Origin of the sequence: Rhizobium sp. C104, from assembly GCF_022354505.1 — a bacterium.
GTDB lineage: Bacteria > Pseudomonadota > Alphaproteobacteria > Rhizobiales > Rhizobiaceae > Rhizobium > Rhizobium redzepovicii.
This window is the reverse complement of sequence record NZ_CP092348.1, coordinates 1,073,394-1,090,039: the sequence shown is the minus strand read 5'-3', so window position 1 is coordinate 1,090,039 and position 16,646 is coordinate 1,073,394. Positions and strand designations below refer to the sequence as shown.

General features: G+C 62.1%; 15 protein-coding genes and 2 pseudogenes. 11 read left to right on the top strand and 6 right to left on the bottom strand.

Features of this window, described 5'->3' with window-relative positions; genetic code table 11:
* Nucleotides 1–18: 18 nt before the first annotated feature.
* From MF410_RS06580 to MF410_RS06565, 4 genes and pseudogenes are all read right to left on the bottom strand, one after another.
* Nucleotides 19–435, bottom strand: coding sequence for an organic hydroperoxide resistance protein (locus MF410_RS06580; protein ID WP_131711033.1), 417 nt, complete (start codon nt 433–435; stop codon nt 19–21).
* A gap of 192 nt (nt 436–627) precedes the next feature.
* On the bottom strand, nt 628–1,947 hold the full coding sequence (locus MF410_RS06575) for a HAMP domain-containing sensor histidine kinase (RefSeq protein WP_131711034.1): 1,320 nt from the start codon (nt 1,945–1,947) through the stop codon (nt 628–630).
* On the bottom strand, nt 1,944–2,684 hold the full coding sequence (locus MF410_RS06570; protein ID WP_097628510.1) for a response regulator: 741 nt from the start codon (nt 2,682–2,684) through the stop codon (nt 1,944–1,946). The genes MF410_RS06575 and MF410_RS06570 overlap by 4 nt, the downstream gene beginning before the upstream one ends.
* Nucleotides 2,685–2,806: 122 nt before the next feature.
* Nucleotides 2,807–3,840, bottom strand: a pseudogene (locus MF410_RS06565) (alpha/beta hydrolase).
* A 327-nt stretch (nt 3,841–4,167) separates the two neighbouring features.
* Here MF410_RS06565 and MF410_RS06560 point away from each other — a divergent pair.
* Together MF410_RS06560 and MF410_RS06555 are read left to right on the top strand one after the other, a co-directional pair.
* Nucleotides 4,168–5,934: a cytochrome c biogenesis protein DipZ gene (locus MF410_RS06560; protein ID WP_097628508.1), complete on the top strand. Its 1,767-nt coding sequence runs from the start codon at nt 4,168–4,170 to the stop codon at nt 5,932–5,934.
* A gap of 52 nt (nt 5,935–5,986) precedes the next feature.
* Nucleotides 5,987–6,745: an alpha/beta hydrolase gene (locus MF410_RS06555; RefSeq protein ID WP_097628507.1), complete on the top strand. Its 759-nt coding sequence runs from the start codon at nt 5,987–5,989 to the stop codon at nt 6,743–6,745.
* Between the two features lie 108 nt (nt 6,746–6,853).
* Here the strand turns inward: MF410_RS06555 and MF410_RS06550 are convergent, their stop codons facing one another.
* Nucleotides 6,854–9,067, bottom strand: a complete 2,214-nt coding sequence (locus tag MF410_RS06550) for an OmpA family protein (RefSeq protein WP_097628506.1) — start codon at nt 9,065–9,067, stop codon at nt 6,854–6,856.
* A gap of 329 nt (nt 9,068–9,396) precedes the next feature.
* Here MF410_RS06550 and MF410_RS06545 point away from each other — a divergent pair, with 329 nt between their 5' ends.
* From MF410_RS06545 to MF410_RS06530, 4 genes are all read left to right on the top strand, one after another.
* Complete coding sequence (locus MF410_RS06545) at nt 9,397–10,170, top strand: transporter substrate-binding domain-containing protein (protein WP_003569151.1); 774 nt, start codon at nt 9,397–9,399, stop codon at nt 10,168–10,170.
* Between the two features lie 113 nt (nt 10,171–10,283).
* Nucleotides 10,284–11,090, top strand: coding sequence for an ABC transporter permease (locus MF410_RS06540; RefSeq protein WP_097628505.1), 807 nt, complete (start codon nt 10,284–10,286; stop codon nt 11,088–11,090).
* The gene (locus tag MF410_RS06535; RefSeq protein ID WP_097628504.1) at nt 11,087–11,917 is read left to right on the top strand and encodes an ABC transporter permease; all 831 of its coding nucleotides are present in this window, start codon (nt 11,087–11,089) and stop codon (nt 11,915–11,917) included. The genes MF410_RS06540 and MF410_RS06535 overlap by 4 nt, the downstream gene beginning before the upstream one ends.
* A 172-nt stretch (nt 11,918–12,089) precedes the next feature.
* Complete coding sequence (locus tag MF410_RS06530; RefSeq protein ID WP_003594110.1) at nt 12,090–12,356, top strand: usg protein; 267 nt, start codon at nt 12,090–12,092, stop codon at nt 12,354–12,356.
* A 16-nt stretch (nt 12,357–12,372) separates the two neighbouring features.
* Here MF410_RS06530 and MF410_RS06525 read toward each other — a convergent pair whose 3' ends face one another.
* Nucleotides 12,373–13,098: a DUF2270 domain-containing protein gene (locus tag MF410_RS06525; protein ID WP_239620276.1), complete on the bottom strand. Its 726-nt coding sequence runs from the start codon at nt 13,096–13,098 to the stop codon at nt 12,373–12,375.
* Between the two features lie 114 nt (nt 13,099–13,212).
* Here MF410_RS06525 and MF410_RS06520 point away from each other — a divergent pair, with 114 nt between their 5' ends.
* The 5 genes and pseudogenes from MF410_RS06520 (at nt 13,213) to MF410_RS06500 (ending at nt 16,646) form a co-directional block, all read left to right on the top strand.
* Nucleotides 13,213–14,031, top strand: a complete 819-nt coding sequence (locus MF410_RS06520; protein WP_097628502.1) for a methyltransferase domain-containing protein — start codon at nt 13,213–13,215, stop codon at nt 14,029–14,031.
* Nucleotides 14,032–14,132: 101 nt separating this feature from the next.
* A complete protein-coding gene (locus MF410_RS06515) occupies nt 14,133–14,819 on the top strand; it encodes a glutathione S-transferase family protein (protein WP_097628501.1) in 687 nt (228 codons plus the stop codon).
* Complete coding sequence (locus MF410_RS06510; RefSeq protein ID WP_097628500.1) at nt 14,816–15,157, top strand: metalloregulator ArsR/SmtB family transcription factor; 342 nt, start codon at nt 14,816–14,818, stop codon at nt 15,155–15,157. The genes MF410_RS06515 and MF410_RS06510 overlap by 4 nt, the downstream gene beginning before the upstream one ends.
* Nucleotides 15,154–15,622, top strand: a pseudogene (locus MF410_RS06505) (SRPBCC family protein). The gene MF410_RS06510 and the pseudogene MF410_RS06505 overlap by 4 nt, the downstream one beginning before the upstream one ends.
* Nucleotides 15,623–15,689: 67 nt before the next feature.
* Nucleotides 15,690–16,646 carry an IS481 family transposase gene (locus MF410_RS06500; protein WP_096771901.1) on the top strand — a complete coding sequence of 319 codons (957 nt, stop codon included), beginning with the start codon at nt 15,690–15,692 and terminating at the stop codon, nt 16,644–16,646.

The window sequence follows — 16,646 nt, the reverse complement described above, 5'->3', positions numbered from 1 at the left end:
CCGATCGGTCGCTATCCGTCAGACAACGATCAATTCGACATGGATATTGCCGCGCGTGGCCTTCGAATAGGGGCAGGTCCGGTGCGCCTCATCCACCAGCGCCTTCGCGACATCCGCTTCGATGCCAGGCAAGCTGACATTGAGGCGGGCTTGCAGGAAATACCCGCCGTCGGTCGATCCGAGATCGACCTCGGCATTCACCGCGGTCTCCGCCGGAAGCCCGACCTTCAGCTTGCCTGCGGCTATGCCGATTGCGCCGATGAAGCAGGCCGACCAGCCGGCGGCGAAAAGCTGTTCGGGATTGGTGCCCGGCCGCGCGCTGCCGGGCGGCGAGAGCTTGATATTTAGCTCTCCGTCATCGCTCTGCGAAGCGCCGTCGCGCCCACCGGTGGTGCGGGTCTTGCCGGTATAAAGAACCTTGTCGATCTTGGTCATGGAAACACTCCTTGTCTCGGTCGCTACTCGCGATCGGATCGCCTCAGGCGATCGGGTTGAACGGAGTGAGGTTTGACCGACTGTTATATCCGGCATGTTTCCGAAATCGGCCGAAATGTCACAAAACGTAGCATCCGGCATCCAGGACATTATCCCATACAAACCGCCGGAAATTTTTCCGGCAGGCCAGCATCACCGAAGGGTGACTTCCGCCGCCAGCCCGCCGCCGGCGCGATTGTAGAGCCGGAGCGATCCGCCGATCTTGGCCGTCAGTTGTTGGGCGATCGCAAGACCAAGACCCGTGCCGCCCGTCTCCCGGTTGCGGGATTGCTCCAGCCGGAAGAACGGCTGCATGGCGGCTTCGAGCATGTCTTCAGGAATTCCAGGCCCCCGATCCATCACGGTGATGACGACATTGTTTTCCGCATTGTGCTCGACGCTGATTTCGGCAGCACCCGCAAACTTCAACGCATTGTCGATGAAATTCGACAGGATGCGGCGAAGGGCATGCGGCTTGGTCAAGGCGGCGCCCTGAACCAGCCCGACGACGGTCACCGCCTTTCCGGTGTCCTGATAGTCATAGGATATGCTGTCGATGAACGAGGCGAGATCGATGCGGGCATTCTTCTCGCCGCTGCCGTGGGCGCTGCGCGCATAGGCTATACCGTCCTGGACGAGGCGCTGAATCTCGCCGAGATCATGCACCAGCTTTTCCTTTTCGGGTGAATCCTCCGCCATATCGGCGCGCAGCCGCATGCGGGTGATCGGCGTCTGCAGATCGTGCGAGATGGCCGCCAGTATCTGCACGCGCTCTTCGAGGTAATGGGCGATCCGCTCCCGCATCGCATTGAATGCCCTCACCGCATGCGCGACCTCGCTCGGACCGGCCTCGGTCAAAGCAGGACCGTCCTTGTTGGGGTCGAGGGCATCGGCCGCGGCCGCAAGCGCACCCAGCGGCCGGATCGCCTGGCGAACCGCGAACCAGGTGCAGAGGATGAGCAGCAGCATCTGGATGACGAAGACATAGGGCAGCCATCCGGCGATCGGCATGACGCCCTTCGGCGTGACGTCGATCGTCAGCGGGCTTCCGTCGCTCAGCGTCAGATGCGCCTGCAATCGGTTCACCGCACCCGGAATCCGTTCGATGCTGATCGGAAAGCGATGCCCGATCGCCTCCTCGATCTTGCCCGATATCTCGGCCCCTTTGCTTGACGTGTCGGGCACGCCGGGAAGTCCGGGCCCGAGCACGAAGCGGTAATTGCCGCGGCTCAGCCGATCGAGGAGATCGCCGCGCTCGCCCGGCGGAAGCCGGTCGAGAACGGCGATAGACGTTGCGACATCATTCTCCAGCGTGCCGAGCATCACCGCCTTGGCCGACATGGTGCGCTCCATATAGAGCACGCTGAAGGACAGCCCGTAGGCAAGGGCGAGACCGATCAAAAGGATCAAGAAGATTCGCGACCGCAACGTCCTCGGCCAGATCAAACCCGAGAACCATGGGATCGCCCTCATTGGCGCAGCTCCGTGATTTCGACCGGAACGGAAAATACATAGCCTTCGCTGCGCACCGTCTTGATGTAGGTCGGTTCTCGCGCATCGTCGCCCAGCCGCTGCCGCAGGCGGCTGACCAGGAGATCGATCGAACGATCGAAGAGATCGGCATCGCGGCCCTGCGTCAGGCTCAGAAGCTGGTCGCGATTGAGAACCCGCTGCGGATGATCGATGAAGACGCGAAGCAGCCGGTACTCGGCGCCGCTGAGTGCGATCGCAGTCCCCTCCTTGTCGAGAAGATGCCGGGCGACCGTGTCGACCCGCCAGTCGCCGAAGCTCAGCAACTGCCCGGCCTCGCTGATCTGCAGGTTGGGCGGCAGCATGCGCGTGCGCCGCAGCACCGCCTTGATGCGGGCGAGCAGCTCGCGCGCGGCAAAGGGCTTGGCGAGATAGTCGTCGGCGCCCATTTCCAATCCGAGGATCCGGTCCATCTCGTCGGTGCGGGCCGTCAGCATCAGGATCGGGATCGCCTTGTGCCGGCCGGCGCGCAGTTCGCGGCACAGCACCAGCCCGTCGTCGCCCGGCATCATCACGTCGAGCACGATCAGGTCGACGGCGTTGGCTTCGAGAAAGTTGCGCATCTGGCGCCCGTCCGCAGCAGTGCTGGTCCTCAGGCCATTCTTCTGCAGATAGCCCGAAACCAGCTCGCGGATTTCGCGATCGTCGTCGACGACCAGGATGTGATCGACATGATCCATATGTTCCTGTTCCCTTACCGATAGAAGCGGCCGCGCCCTCCTCCTCGATATCGAGGCGGCTGACGCGACCTACGCATATTCCGCCGGCCCAAGCAACGAGGCTCTGCGGCCGGCCTCATCGATCAGAAGCGGTCCACGTCGATGACCGCCTGCGCAAAGGCCTGCGGCGCTTCCTGCGGCAGGTTGTGGCCGATGCCGCCGCTAATCGTCCGATGCTCGTATCGGCCGGAGAATTTTCCGGCATAGGCCGAGGGCTCCGGATGCGGCGCACCGTTTGCATCCCCTCCATGGTGATCGTCGGCACGGAGATCATCGGCAATGCGGCGAGCGTCTTCTCATAGGCATCGTATTTCGCCTCGCCTTCGGCAAGCCCCAGGCGCCAGCGATAATTGTGAATGACGATCGCGACATGGTCGGGATTGTCGAAGGCGGCCGCCGACCTGTCGAAAGTCGCATCGTCGAAATTCCACTTCGGCGAAGCCGTCTGCCAGATGAGCTTTGCGAAATCATGGGTATTGCTCTCGTAACCCAGGCGCCCGCGTTCGGTTGCAAAATAGAACTGATACCACCAGGCCAGCTCAGCCTTCGGCGGCAGCGGTTTCAAATTGGCCTCCTGGCTGCCGATCAGATAGCCGCTCACCGAGACCATCGCCTTGCAGCGTTCCGGCCACAATGCCGCCATAATGTTTGCCGTCCGCCCGCCCCAGTCATAACCGGCAACGACCGCCTTTTCGATATCGAGCGCATCCATGAGCGCAATCATATCGGCAGCCAGCGCCGACGGCTGGCCATTGCGCGCCGTTGCCTGGTCCAGAAACCGGGTCGTGCCGTAACCGCGCAGATAAGGCACGATCACCCTGTAGCCCGCCGAGGCCAGCAGCGGCGCGACATCGACGAAACTGTAGATGTCATAGGGCCACCCGTGCAGCAGCAGCACAACCGGGCCATCCGCGCTGCCCGCCTCGGCATAACCAATATCGAGCACCCCGGCATTCACCCGCTTCAGCGCTTCGAAAGACGTATTGGTTCCGGCCTTCACGGCCGGCAGCGCCGACTGAGCAACGGCCGTGCCGGCCACGCCGAATTCGACGGCCGCAAGGGCGATTGCCGTCATGCCGAAGAAGCGGCGGCGGTGATGGTTGATTTGCTCTGACATCGGTCTCTCCTGTCGAATGAATCACGTCCTCAAAAGACGTTCCACTTGTATCAGCGATATGTCATGAGCAATCATTATTGAATGCTGATGTAGCTTCCGGCCGCCGGGATACATTCCGATACAATCGCGCCGTTTTCACCGCTGGCGGTTGCTGCGACCCCGGTTTGTGTCGCTCTGTATCGCGATCTCCCATCAGCAACACTTCGGTACATTTTCCCGCGAAGTCGGACACATCCGGGATACGTCGACCCGGCCATATCCCCGTCGTTGCTGGTTCAGGCCCATCGCCGTCCAGAGCCCGATCAATCGGTTTCAAAGGAAACGATGATGACACTTCTGATCATTGCCTATCTCGGAGGCGCGCTGACGATCCTCAGCCCGTGTATCCTGCCGATCCTCCCCTTCGTCTTCGCCCGTGCCGGGCAGCCCTTCGTCAAGAGCACGCTGCCGATGCTGGCGGGGATGGCCGCCACCTTCGCGCTGGTCGCCACGCTGGCCGCGGTCGGCGGCAGCTGGGCCATCCGCGCCAATGAATATGGCCGCCTCGCCGCTATCGTCCTGCTGGCGCTCTTCGGAGCCAGCCTGCTGTCGCCGCGCTTCGCCAGCACCCTTGCCCGGCCGATCGTCGATCTCGGCAACAATCTCCTGAACGCCAACGGCGGTGGACGCGCCGCGCCGACGGTCAAGAGCGCCCTCATCCTGGGCGTCGCCACCGGCCTGCTCTGGGCGCCCTGCGCCGGGCCGATCCTCGGCCTTGTTCTCACAGGCGCCGCCCTGCAGGGCGCCAACCTGCAGACCACCTTCCTGCTGGCCGCCTATGCCGCCGGTGCCGCGTCTTCGCTCGCGGTCGCCCTGCTTGTCGGCGGCAGGATATTCGCCGCCATGAAACGCTCGCTCGGCTTCGGCGACCGGATTCGCCAAGGTCTCGGTGCTGCGGTACTCGCTGGCGTTGCCGTCATCGCCCTCGGCCTCGACACCAGTCTGCTATCGCGGCTTTCCTATGCGAGCACCGCCTCGCTGGAGCAGGCCGTGCTCGACAGGCTGCATGCCAAGCCCGCCGGCGCCTCCGCCGAGGTCGCCAGCAACGACGTGCTGATCGCAGACGCGAAAAAGCCCTTCCGCAGCGATCTGCCCGTCGAAGGTTATGCGCCCTCGCTCGACGGCGCCGTCGAATGGCTGAACTCCAAGCCGCTGACCACCGAGCAGCTGCGGGGCAAAGTGGTGCTCGTCGACTTCTGGACCTATTCCTGCATCAACTGCATTCGCACGATCCCCTATGTCAAAGCCTGGGCGGAAAAATACGCCGATCAGGGCCTCGTGGTGATCGGCGTCCACGCCCCGGAATTTGCCTTCGAGAAGAAGCTCGACAACGTCAAGAAGGCGCTCAGTGACTTCGAGATCGGCTATCCGGTCGCGATCGACAATGACTACAAAATCTGGCGCGCCTTCGAAAACAGCTACTGGCCGGCCGGCTATCTCATCGATGCCGAGGGCCAGATCCGCTACCACCATTTCGGCGAAGGCAATTATGGCAGGACCGAAAAAGCCATTCAGGACCTGCTGCGCGAAGCCGGCGGCCAGATGACGTCAAGTACGGCGGTCGCACCGGATGCCAAGGGCGTGGAAGCCGGTCCGGACCTTGGCAATATCCGCTCCGGCGAAACCTATCTCGGCTACGAACAGGCAGCGAATTTTGCCTCGCCCGAGGGACTGCAGGCCGACGCGCCGCAGAATTATTCGATCGCCGAACCCGGCCTCAACGGCTGGGGCCTGTCCGGAACCTGGACTGTCGGCAAGGATGAGGCGAGGCTTGATGAGGCCGGCGGCGGCATCACGTATCGCTTTAGCGCCCGCGACCTGCATCTTGTCCTGGGGCCTGGCGCCGACGGCAAACCGATCCGCTTCCAGGTGACGGTCGATGGCAAGGCGCCGGGGCCGGACCACGGCTCGGACATCGGTGCCGACGGCAACGGCACGGTGACGGCGACCAGGCTTTACCAGCTGGTGCGCCAGTCCGGCACGGTCGGCGCCCGCAACTTCCAGATCCGCTTCCTCGATCCCGGAGTGCAGGCCTACGCCTTCACTTTCGGCTGACCTGCAGACTGATCAGTTCCGATCCTCGACAACGACCAAAGGAGTGATACCCATGAACAGACGTCTTCTCTTCACGGCAGCCCTTGCCTTCGCCACCACCGTCATCGCTTTCGCAGCAGAGGCTGCCGCCGTTAAAAACATCGTGATCGTGCACGGCGCGCTCGCCGACGGGTCGGGATGGCGCAAGGCGACGGAGATTCTCCAGAAACGCGGCTTCAACGTCAGCATCGTCCAGGAGCCCATCACCTCGCTCGACGACGATGTGGCAGCGACGAAGCGGGTTCTCGACCTCCAGGACGGACCGAGCCTGCTCGTCGGCCACAGCTATGGCGGCATGGTGATTACCGAAGCCGGCAACGACCCCAATGTCGCAGGCCTCGTCTATGTCGCGGCCTTCCAGCCCGACAAGGGCGAAAGCCTGCTGAGCCTTGCGAGCTCCAAGCCCGCCGGCAGCATGGATATTAAGGAAACCAAGGACGGTAAGTATCTCTATCTCGACCCCGCAGCCTTCGCCGCGGATTTCGCTGCCGACCTGCCGAAAGCCGAAGCCGACTTCCTAGCAAGGTCACAGGTCTTCGCCTCGAAGCAGGCGTTCTCCGCCAAAAGCGCCGAGCCGGCATGGCGGACAAAACCGAGCTGGTCGATCGTCGCCACGGAGGATCGCGCCATCAACCCCGACCTGGAACGCGAGATGGCAAAACGGGCCGGCAGCGAGGTGACCGAGATCAAGGCAAGCCACGCCGTCTTCGCGTCCCAAGCAGAGAAGGTCGCCGACATCATCGAAAAGGCGGCCAGGAAAGCCGGCGAGTAGGACCGGCGGGATGGGGGCAGCAGATCATCGACGGCCGCCTTCGCCCCGCCGAGAAGAAGGAAAAGGCCATAAAATGCCCCTCCCCATAATGGAGAGGGGCAACGATATTTACTGGTTGGCAGCCACCGGCCGAACCAGCGCCGTCACCCGGCGGATGGTGACGCGGCGGTTTTCCTGTTCGGGGCCTGACGTGTTGACCTTCAGATATTGCTCGCCATAGCCCTGGGTCGCCAAGTTCTCCGGCGGGATGCCGTAGACGTCGGAGAGCACGTTCGCGACCGATTCCGCCCGCTGGTCGGAAAGGACCAGGTTGCTCTGATCGGTTCCGACGGCATCCGTGTGACCCTCAATCAGGAAGGTTTCGCTCGGATCCTTTTTCAGCACCTGGCTGATCGCGTCGGCAACCTTGCGCAGGGTACGCGCTTGGGTCATCGGGATATCGGCGCTGCCGGTCGCGAAGGTGATCGTGTCGAGGTCGATGCGGCGCACCTTGTCGCGGATACGGGCCGAATACTTTACCTCGTCAAGCGAGTAGACACGCTCCACCGGCTCGACGGGCGGCTCGCTCAGGAACTCGTAATAATCCCGGTCCGGGTCGCTGCGAGTATCGATGATGTAATCGTTGAGCGGTACGCGCAGCCGCATCGGCGGCAGGTCGGCGCCCGGATCCTCGAAATAGTCGCGGTCCGGATCGTCGTAGAGGTCCTGCGAATAATAGAGCACATGCTCGCGCCCGCGGGCGTCGACGCGCGACCGCTGAATGATGTCGCCATAGCGGTTGCGGATTGTCACGATACGATAACCCTCCGGCCGCGTGATTGTCTCGCGGTAGCGATCACCCGACAGTTCCTCGTAGCTCGGCCGTTCGCCGTCGCGCAGGAACCGCCTGTCGTCGTCGCCACGCACGATCACCCGATTGTCGTACTGGATGATCACACGATTGTCGTCGGTGCTATCGTCGACGCGCGCACCGTCGGGACGGACGAATTGCGGCCGCGCATCGAGCTTTCTGCCCTTCTCGCTGGTCACCGCTTCAAGCTTGATCGTCGGCGCCGCCTTGGCGCCGCTGGCGGCCTGCGCATCGGCATCCGAGGTCGGCACCTTCACCTCCTGGGTCTCGGCGCGCATCTTGTCGCGGTCGCGGCGGCCTTCGCGGCCCTTGCTGCGGTCGGCATCCTTGTCGCTGTCGAGCACGGCCGCACCGTTCTCGACTGGCAGCACGACGGTCTCGTTGCTCTTGGCCGGATCCGCGGCAATCTTCTTGCGGCGCTCCAGCTCTTCGGGCGAAACCTTTTCCGGCGCCGGAATGGCCTGCTCGACCTGCTGGCCGCCGCTGGCATCCGGCAGCGGCTGAGCAGTGTCGGTCGCCGGCGCGGCCGGCTGCGCGCCGGCGGGCTGTTCGCCGGCAGGCTTTGCCGCGGTGCCGTCCTTTGGCTTTTCGGCGGGTACGGCTTCTGGTGCCGCCGCTTTATCTTCGGTCGCCTTGCCTTCAGTTGCCTTATCTTCAGTTGCCTTGCCTTCAGCCGGCTTCTCCGCGGGTGCTGCGGCTTCGCCCTTTACCGGCTTCTTCTCCACCGGTGCTTCGGCGGCGGGTTTTGCCTCCGGCTTGACTTCGGGCTTTGCCTGCTCCTCGGCTGGCGTCACGGCTTCGGGAGCACCAGTCTCGGCCTTGCCCTTGCCTTTATCCTTGCCTAGGGCCTTGTCCTGCCCTTTGGCGCGCTTGCCGCCTTCCGGCTTGGCTTCCGGCTGCGCCTGCTCCGTGTCCGGCTGCGCTTCCTTTGCCGCCGGCTGCTGTTCGGGCTGCGGCTGAGCCTCCGGCTCGGCCTGCTTCTTCGGCTTCCTCGGCTTCTCCTGCGTTACAGGCTGCTCCGGCTGAGGCGCGGCCTCCGGCTTGACCTCGGGCTGGGCTTCCTGCTTGGCTTTCCGCTCGGGTTTGCTTTCGGCCTGCGGCGCAGGTTTTTCCTTCGGCGCTTCCGGCTCTGCCTTGGGTTCAGGAGCCTTGGGTTCAGGCGCCGGCGCCTCCTTGCGCTCAGCCTTCGGCTTTTCGGCGGGCGCCTCCTTCGGCTGCTCGGCGGCCGGTGCCTTTTCGGCTGGAGCTTCTTCCTTCTGCTTGCGCTTCTTCTTCAGCAACTCCTCATCGGAAGGCGCATCCTGTGGCGCATCCTGGGCCACCTCGAAACCGCCCTGTTCGACTTGCCGCACGGCCTGAGCCTGCGTCGCGACGTCGCGCACGGCAGCCATTGCCGATGCAGGCTGGAACGCCAGCGAGAGGGAAAGCAGCGGAAAAGCCGCGCTTGCGAACAATCTTGATTTCATGCCCATCGGGTTTCCTCGATCCTGTTTGAGCTTCCTGAAGGCCGACAGGCCCAGCTTCCGCCCCTAGCGTCGCAATGAGGCGAAACGGCGAAATGGCAATCGCCGAGCCGCCGATTTGTTCCGGTTCTAGGAAGCTGCAGATTAACCTCGCGTGAATGTTGCAGTCTGCCGACGTTCATCTCGACTGCAATTTGCACCGCCCAATTGCGATGGGATTTGTGTTGCAATTCCATGAAAAAAAGTCTGATTATCGCCGCAAGGCGGTCTCGGACCGTTGAACTGCAGCCGTCAGCCCACGAGAAAAAGAGCGGCGGCTACCAACAGAGAGGATCCTCATGCATATCTCCACCCGTATTTTCGCGGCAGCCTCGATCGCGGCGATGTCCCTTTTCGCCGGCTCGGCCATGGCCGATGGCGAGAAGTATGTGATCGGCACCGATTCGACCTATCCGCCCTTCGAGTTCGTCGACGCCAGCGGCACGATCCAGGGCTTCGACATCGACATCACCAAGGCGCTTTGTGCCGAGATGAAGGCCGAATGCTCCTTCGTCAGCACCGACTGGGACGGCATCATCCCGGCGCTTAACGCCAAGAAGTTCGACATGATCGTTTCCTCCATGTCGATCACGCCGGAGCGCCTGAAGCTCGTCGACTTCTCCAACAAGTACTACAACACCCCGCCGGCCATCGCCGTGCCGAAGGATTCGAAGATCACCGACGTTGCCGGCCTCAAAGGCAAGGTGATCGGCGCACAGACCTCGACGACGCATGCCAACTACGCCGAGAAGCACCTCGCCGATACTGAGCTGAAGCTCTATCCGACGGCTGACGAATACAAGCTCGACGTCTCCAGCGGCCGTGTCGACGCCGTCATCGACGACGTCGTCGTTCTCTCCGAATGGGTCAAATCCGACGCCGGCGCCTGCTGCAAGATCCTGACGACCCTGCCGGTCGACAAGGAAATCAACGGCAACGGCGCAGGCATTGCCATCCGTAAGGGCGATCCGCTCAAGGAAAAGCTGAACACGGCAATTGCTGCGATCCGCGCCAGCGGTGAATACAAGAAGATCCAGGACAAGTACTTCGACTTCGACGTTTACGGCGAATAAGAAATTCGCTATCTGGCCAGTCAAGGTAATGGCGGAAGGCTTGCTCTTCCGCCATTTTTGTTTGACAAAGATGGCAAGATCAAAACGGCAAAAGCCGTGAGGGGAATTCACGCATGGGCGGATTATTTTCCGCGCTCGGCTCCTTCTGGAGCGCACTTGTGCACATTTTGGATCCGCTGTGCGGACCCGTCGGCATCTTCACCTGGCTCGGTCAGTCGACGATCCTTGCCTGTAGCGACACCGGCTGGGGCGACGAGATCGCACTTGGCCTGCAGGTTACCGTTTCGGTGGCGATCGTCACCCTGCCGATCGGCCTCGCCATCGGCTTCCTGGTGGCGCTCGGCCAGCAGTCGGAAGAAAAAGCGCTGCGGCTGGCGGCAGGCATCTACACGACCATCTTCCGCGGCCTGCCGGAGCTCCTGACGCTCTTCATCATCTATTACGGCATGCAGATGCTCATCCAGTCTCTGCTGACCTTCGTCGGCTATGACGGACCGCCGGTCGAGATCAACGCCTTCCTCGCCGGCGTCATCGCGCTTTCGGTCGTTTTTTCAGCCTACTGTTCGGAAGTTCTGCTCTCGGCCTTTCGCGCCATTCCCAAGGGACAATATGAAGCCGGCGACTCGCTTGGCCTGCATCACGGCCGAACGCTACGTCTCATCATCTTGCCGCAGCTGGTGCGCATCGCGTTGCCAGGCCTGACGAACCTCTGGATGGTGCTCCTGAAGGACACCTCCTACGTCTCGATCATCAGCCTTGCCGATATCCTGCGCCAGACGAGCGTCGCGGTGCGCGTGACCAAGGAACCCTTCTTCTTCTATGGCCTGGCCTGCTGCCTTTATCTGGTGCTGGCCATCCTCTCCTCCTTTCTGCTCGTCTATGTCGAGCGCTGGGCCAAGCGTTCGGAGATCCGCCGATGAGCTACGCCGAAACGCTGATCCCGCCGCAGCCCGCACCGCGCGAAGTGATGAAGCCGGTCACGCCGGCGCGCATCGCCGGTTATATTCTCGTCGCCTTCTGGGCGGTATTCGGCGCTTTGCTGATGATCTCCGTGATAAACGGCTGGGATCCGGAAAAATTCGCTCGCTACGGACCGCGTTACCTCCACGGCCTCTGGGTCACGCTGAGCCTCGTTTTCATTTCCGTCATCTGCGGCGCAGTTCTGTCGCTGCCGCTTGCGGCGGCGCGCATGTCGAAGAACCGGGTGCTGAATGCGCTCGCCTATGGCTACATCTATTTCTTCCGCGGCACGCCGCTGCTTGCCCAGCTGTTCCTGGTCTATTACGGCCTCGGCGTATTCCGCCCGCAGCTTGAGGCCGTCGGCATCTGGTGGTTCTTCCGCGAAGCCTGGTATTGCGGCCTTTTTGCCATGACCATCAATACCGCGGCCTACCAAGCGGAAATCCTTCGCGGCGCTGTCGAAAGCGTGCCGCACGGACAGCACGAAGCGGCCGCGGCCCTTGGCATCCACAGGTTCATCGCCTTCCGCAAGATCGTCCTGCCGCAGGCTCTCATCGTCGCCCTTCGCCCCTACGGCAACGAGATCATCCTTTTAATCAAGGGTTCGGCTGTTGTCGCCATCATCACCGTGCTCGACCTGATGGGCGAAACCCGCTACGCCTTCTCCCGCACCTTCGATTACCAGACCTATCTCTGGGCGGCGATCTTCTACCTCGCCATCGTCGAAGCGCTGCGCCATCTCTGGGCCTGGATCGAACGCCGCCTGACCCGGCATCTCAAGCGCTGACCCCTGCGGTCCGGCTTGGCAGCACTCTCGGAGAGATGCTGCCAAGCCATTGATATCAAAAATAAATTGTCCTTTTATGAAGTATCTGTAAAGCTTCCGTTAACCACTCGCATGTTTCCATATCATGTAGCGCTAATAAGCGCGCGAGTGGGGACGAGAAGAAGTGAACACGATGCACAAGGACATGGAAAAACAACTGCAGGGCTATGGTCTGACGACCGCCCAGATCCTCTACCACCTGCCGGATCATCCGGCAATTCTGCAGACTTATGTCTGGCAGGAATATGATCTCGCCCCCGATTTCCCCGAAATGCGCGGATTCCTGAAATTCTGGGAAGAAAAGCTCGACGGACCGCTGCACTCGGTGCGCTACATCCACCGCAAGCTGATCTCGGCAACCGAGTGGCGGGCGCTGAAGGGAGAGTTCATCCTGCACTGATCCGGCTTGCGCAGCATCAGACATGCGCCTCGCCATGGCCGAATTCGCCTTGGTCGCGGACTGGGCTGAGCGCAAAACAGAGGATGCCGAGGTAGAAGACGGCAACGATGACAATGACCGCAAGGCCTGGAATGGGCCCCAGCACGGCATTGTCGATGACATAGGTCCAGGACTGCGCCTGCAGCGCCGGCATGCCCTCCGTCTGCAGTTTCGGCGTCGAGATCTTCAGGCACCAAGCAAGAAACAGGATGGAATACATCCAGACGTAATTGCGTTTGAGCCGGCGGTGCATCGCGTCCCGATAGCTGAGCAGGAAACGCGGTTTGCGCAGGCTGCTGGCGACCACCGCGGCCCATTCTCTGCCGGCCCCCGCGTCTGGCGCCAGAATCTGCGCAAAATAGCTGCGCTCGATCTGGCGGATGCGGGCGCGGTAGATGTCGAAGAAGCGGTAGCGCCGCGCCTCGATAATCAGAAGCAGCGTCACCAGCATCATCCCGAACAGCAGAACGCCGTGATGCGAGGTCGGCGTCGACAGCGACACCGAAAGCAGCGCCGCCACCACGGTGATCGCCCAATTGGATGTCCGGTCGATGCGGTCGCGCCAGCTCGTCATCCGTCCGACTTCGCCGCGGTAATAATGGCTGAGCGTATTGGTAATCTCGCCCGGCGTACCAGGCAGCAGCAACGCCCGCGCAGCCTCTCCTTCCAACACCGATGACGTCCGTTCTTGCTCCGATTTCATGGCTTTTCCTCCCTTCGTCTTGTTTTTGGCCATTCTGCGCCCACAGCCACGCCATTGCAAAACATCGAAAGCCGCCTTAGACGCATGCGTGAAACAAAAGGACGGCGGACTGTTATGGCAAAGAAGATCGACGAAGAAGCCCTTGGCGAGGCCTATAACCGCGCTCTGGCGCTGGAAAAGGCCGGCGATGTCGACGCGGCCGTTGCAGCCTATGAGGAGGTCCTGGCGATCGATCCCGACGACCACGGCGGTGCAGCGGTGCGCATCGCCGCGATGGGTCGGGGCGAGACGCCGGTCAGGGCGCCGGACGCCTATATCGAGACCTTGTTCGACCAGCATGCCGAGGTTTTCGAAGACGTGCTCGTCGAGCAGCTCGGCTATCACGTGCCGATGCTGGTGCGCCAGCGGCTGCAGGCGCTGAAGCTCGGGCCGTTCAAGCGGCTGCTCGATCTCGGCTGCGGCACGGGCCTCACCGGCGGCGCGCTGCGCGACCTCTGCGCGGATATGACTGGGCTCGACATTTCGGAGAAGATGGTCGAGATCGCCCATGAGAAGGATCTCTACGAGACGCTCTTCGTCGCCGAGGTCGAGGACTTCCTCGACGACAATGATGAGGAAGCCTTCGACATCATCACGGCCACCGACGTGCTGCCCTATCTCGGCGCGCTCGAACCGCTGTTCTTCGGCGCAGCCGAGAACCTGACCTCCGGCGGCCTGTTCATCTTCTCCTCGGAAACCCTGCCGGAGGAGACCCTTGCAGGCCGCGCCTACATGGTCGGCCCACACCAGCGCTTCGCCCATGCCGACGCCTATGTGAAAGAACGCCTGGCGGCTACCGGTTTCGAACTCGTCGAGATATCGGATATCAACGTGCGCATGGAAGACGGCCAGCCAACGCCCGGCCATCTGGTGATCGCGAGATATATCGGTTGATACAATAGTTTCACGATCGACGAACTATCTGTTGCGCATTCCTTTCCGACCTGATACTTAGTCGGTCGGTAAAGTTTCCGCCTAACAGGAAAGGTCGCCGCATGTCGCTCGTGTTCTATGGGCATCCGCTCGCCTCCTTCTGCCACAAAGTGCTGATCGCGCTTTACGAAAACGGCACACCCTTCGAAAACCGCCTCGTCGATCTCTCCGACGAGACCTCGCGCGCTGATCTTTTCCGCTTCTGGCCGATCGGCAAGATGCCGCTGCTGCGGGACGAAGCGCGCGACAGCACGGTTCCCGAGACGTCGATCATCATCGAATATCTCGATCACTATTATCCCGGCCCCGTTTCCCTGCTGCCGCTGGAAATCGACCGGGCACTGCAGGTCCGCCTCTGGGATCGCTTCTTCGACAATTATGTCCAGGCGCCGATGCAGACCATCGTCAGCAATCGCCGGCGCCCCGAGGGCAAGGAGGACGAGACAGAGGTGGCCGGCTGCAAGGCAACGCTTGCCACCGCCTATGCGATGATCGAAAAACAGCTCTCGGAGAGCTCATGGATCTCGGGCGAGGCCTTCACCATGGCCGATTGCGGCGCAGCACCCGCCCTCTTCTACGCCGAGACGCTGGTCCCGTTTTTAGAGGAGCAGCCGAAGCTTCGCGCCTACTACGACCGGCTGCTCGCCCGCCCATCCTTTGCAAGGGCGCTGGAAGAGGCCCGCCCCTATTTCAAGTTCTATCCCTACCATGACAGGCTGCCCATCCGCTTCCGGGATGCCGCGGGATGATTGACGGCCAGGCGGGTCTCGACCGCATGTTCCACGCGCTTTCCGATCGCAGCCGCCGCGGCATGATCGACCGCCTCGGCCGCGGCCCGGCTTCCGTCACCGAGCTGGCCGCGCCGCTTGCGGTTGCCCTGCCGACAGTAATGAAACATCTGCAGGTGCTGGAGGAAAGCGGCCTCGTACTCTCCGAAAAATCCGGCCGGGTGCGAACCTACCGCCTGCAGCAGGGCGCGCTTGCCGCCGTCGAGCGCTGGGTGGAACAGCGAAAGAGCCGCTGGAACGCTACCTTCGACAGGCTGGATCAATATCTCGCCGAAGAGCCGGAGACCTTTTCCGAATGACAACACGATCCGCCGAACACACCACCCTCGTCATCGAGCGGCGCCTGAAGGCGCCGGTCGCCCGCGTCTTCCGCGCCTGGTCGATACCGGAGGCCAAGCGCCAATGGTTCGCCTGCCACGGCGAATGGGCGCCGCTGGAATACGGGACTCGACTTCCGTCCCGGTGGCACCGAGCGGAATCATGTCGCCGATACCGACGGACTTTTGCATGCTTTTGACGCCCATTACATCGATATCGTGCCCGATGTCCGCATCATCTATGCCTATGAGATGAAGCTCGGTGAAAGGCGTATCTCCGCCTCGCTCGCCACCGTCGCCTTCGAAGCCGACCCCGAGGGCACCAGGATGATCTTTACTGAACAGGTGGTCTTTCTCGACGGCTACGCCGACAACGGCGCACGCCTCCAGGGCACGGAAATCGGCCTCGACAATCTGGAACTCTTCCTAGATGTGAGCTTCCAATAGGTTGTCCATTCGATCCGGACCGGGAAAGCTGAGGTTGTCGAAGCTTCAGTGATTCTCGGGGGACCGAATGGACATCCATATGAATGCCCGCCTCACGCCGCTCAGTCGAGCGGTAATTGCGCACCGCGTGCTGATGGAAGGACAGCGACCGATGGCCGTCGCTGCGGCTTTCGGCGTCTGCGTGAAGACTGTCTATAAGTGGGTAAGACGCTATCGACGGGAGGGCGAGGCCGGTCTCAATGATCGCAGTTCCCGACCGCACCGCCTGTATCATCCGACCTCGCAGGCCACCGCCGCCCGGATCGAGACGTTACGCCGCCTGCGCATGACCGGCCAACACATCGCCAAGGAGACGGGTGTCTCGCCAGCCACAGTCAGCCGCATTCTCAAGCGCCTTGGCCTGAACAAGCTCAAGGCCTTGGCCCCGGCTGAGCCGGTGCGGCGCTACGAACGCGACCAGCCCGGCGAACTCATCCATATCGACATCAAGAAACTCGGCAAATTCAACCGAACCGGCCACCGCATCACCGGCGATCGCACGGGGCAGAGCAACAGCCGCGGCATCGGTTGGGAATACGTCCATCTGGCCATCGACGACCACTCACGCCTGGCCTATTTGGAAATATTACCCGACGAGACGCGACGCTCCTGTCTGCGCTTTCTCTTCAATGCTTTGCGCTTCTTCAAAGCCCATGGCGTCAAGGTCCAGCGCGTCATGACCGACAACGGCACAAGCTTCCGCTCCCATCGATACGCCAAGGCGCTGCGGCGGCTCAGCATCAAACACATCCGCACCAAACCCTATACGCCGAAGACAAATGGTAAGGCCGAACGCCTCGTCCAGACCGCACTGCGCGAATGGGCATATGCCAAGGCCTACGAAACCTCGCAGCAGCGCGCCGCCGACCTGCCGCTCTGGCTCCACCGTTACAATTGGCATCGCCCGCACGGCAGCCTACAATCCAAACCGCCCGTCAGTAGACTCGGCCTGATCAAGGACAACCTGTTGAGGCTCCACACCTAG

Coding starts and splice junctions, on each gene's coding strand:
- MF410_RS06545 (WP_003569151.1), top strand. CDS start 9,397: ATGCATATCTCCACCCGTATTTTCGCGGCAGCCTCGATCGCGGCGATG.
- MF410_RS06575 (WP_131711034.1), bottom strand. CDS start 1,947: ATGAGGGCGATCCCATGGTTCTCGGGTTTGATCTGGCCGAGGACGTTG.
- MF410_RS06515 (WP_097628501.1), top strand. CDS start 14,133: ATGTCGCTCGTGTTCTATGGGCATCCGCTCGCCTCCTTCTGCCACAAA.
- MF410_RS06530 (WP_003594110.1), top strand. CDS start 12,090: ATGCACAAGGACATGGAAAAACAACTGCAGGGCTATGGTCTGACGACC.
- MF410_RS06500 (WP_096771901.1), top strand. CDS start 15,690: ATGGACATCCATATGAATGCCCGCCTCACGCCGCTCAGTCGAGCGGTA.
- MF410_RS06560 (WP_097628508.1), top strand. CDS start 4,168: ATGACACTTCTGATCATTGCCTATCTCGGAGGCGCGCTGACGATCCTC.
- MF410_RS06525 (WP_239620276.1), bottom strand. CDS start 13,098: ATGAAATCGGAGCAAGAACGGACGTCATCGGTGTTGGAAGGAGAGGCT.
- MF410_RS06580 (WP_131711033.1), bottom strand. CDS start 435: ATGACCAAGATCGACAAGGTTCTTTATACCGGCAAGACCCGCACCACC.
- MF410_RS06570 (WP_097628510.1), bottom strand. CDS start 2,684: ATGGATCATGTCGATCACATCCTGGTCGTCGACGACGATCGCGAAATC.
- MF410_RS06520 (WP_097628502.1), top strand. CDS start 13,213: ATGGCAAAGAAGATCGACGAAGAAGCCCTTGGCGAGGCCTATAACCGC.
- MF410_RS06540 (WP_097628505.1), top strand. CDS start 10,284: ATGGGCGGATTATTTTCCGCGCTCGGCTCCTTCTGGAGCGCACTTGTG.
- MF410_RS06555 (WP_097628507.1), top strand. CDS start 5,987: ATGAACAGACGTCTTCTCTTCACGGCAGCCCTTGCCTTCGCCACCACC.
- MF410_RS06535 (WP_097628504.1), top strand. CDS start 11,087: ATGAGCTACGCCGAAACGCTGATCCCGCCGCAGCCCGCACCGCGCGAA.
- MF410_RS06510 (WP_097628500.1), top strand. CDS start 14,816: ATGATTGACGGCCAGGCGGGTCTCGACCGCATGTTCCACGCGCTTTCC.
- MF410_RS06550 (WP_097628506.1), bottom strand. CDS start 9,067: ATGGGCATGAAATCAAGATTGTTCGCAAGCGCGGCTTTTCCGCTGCTT.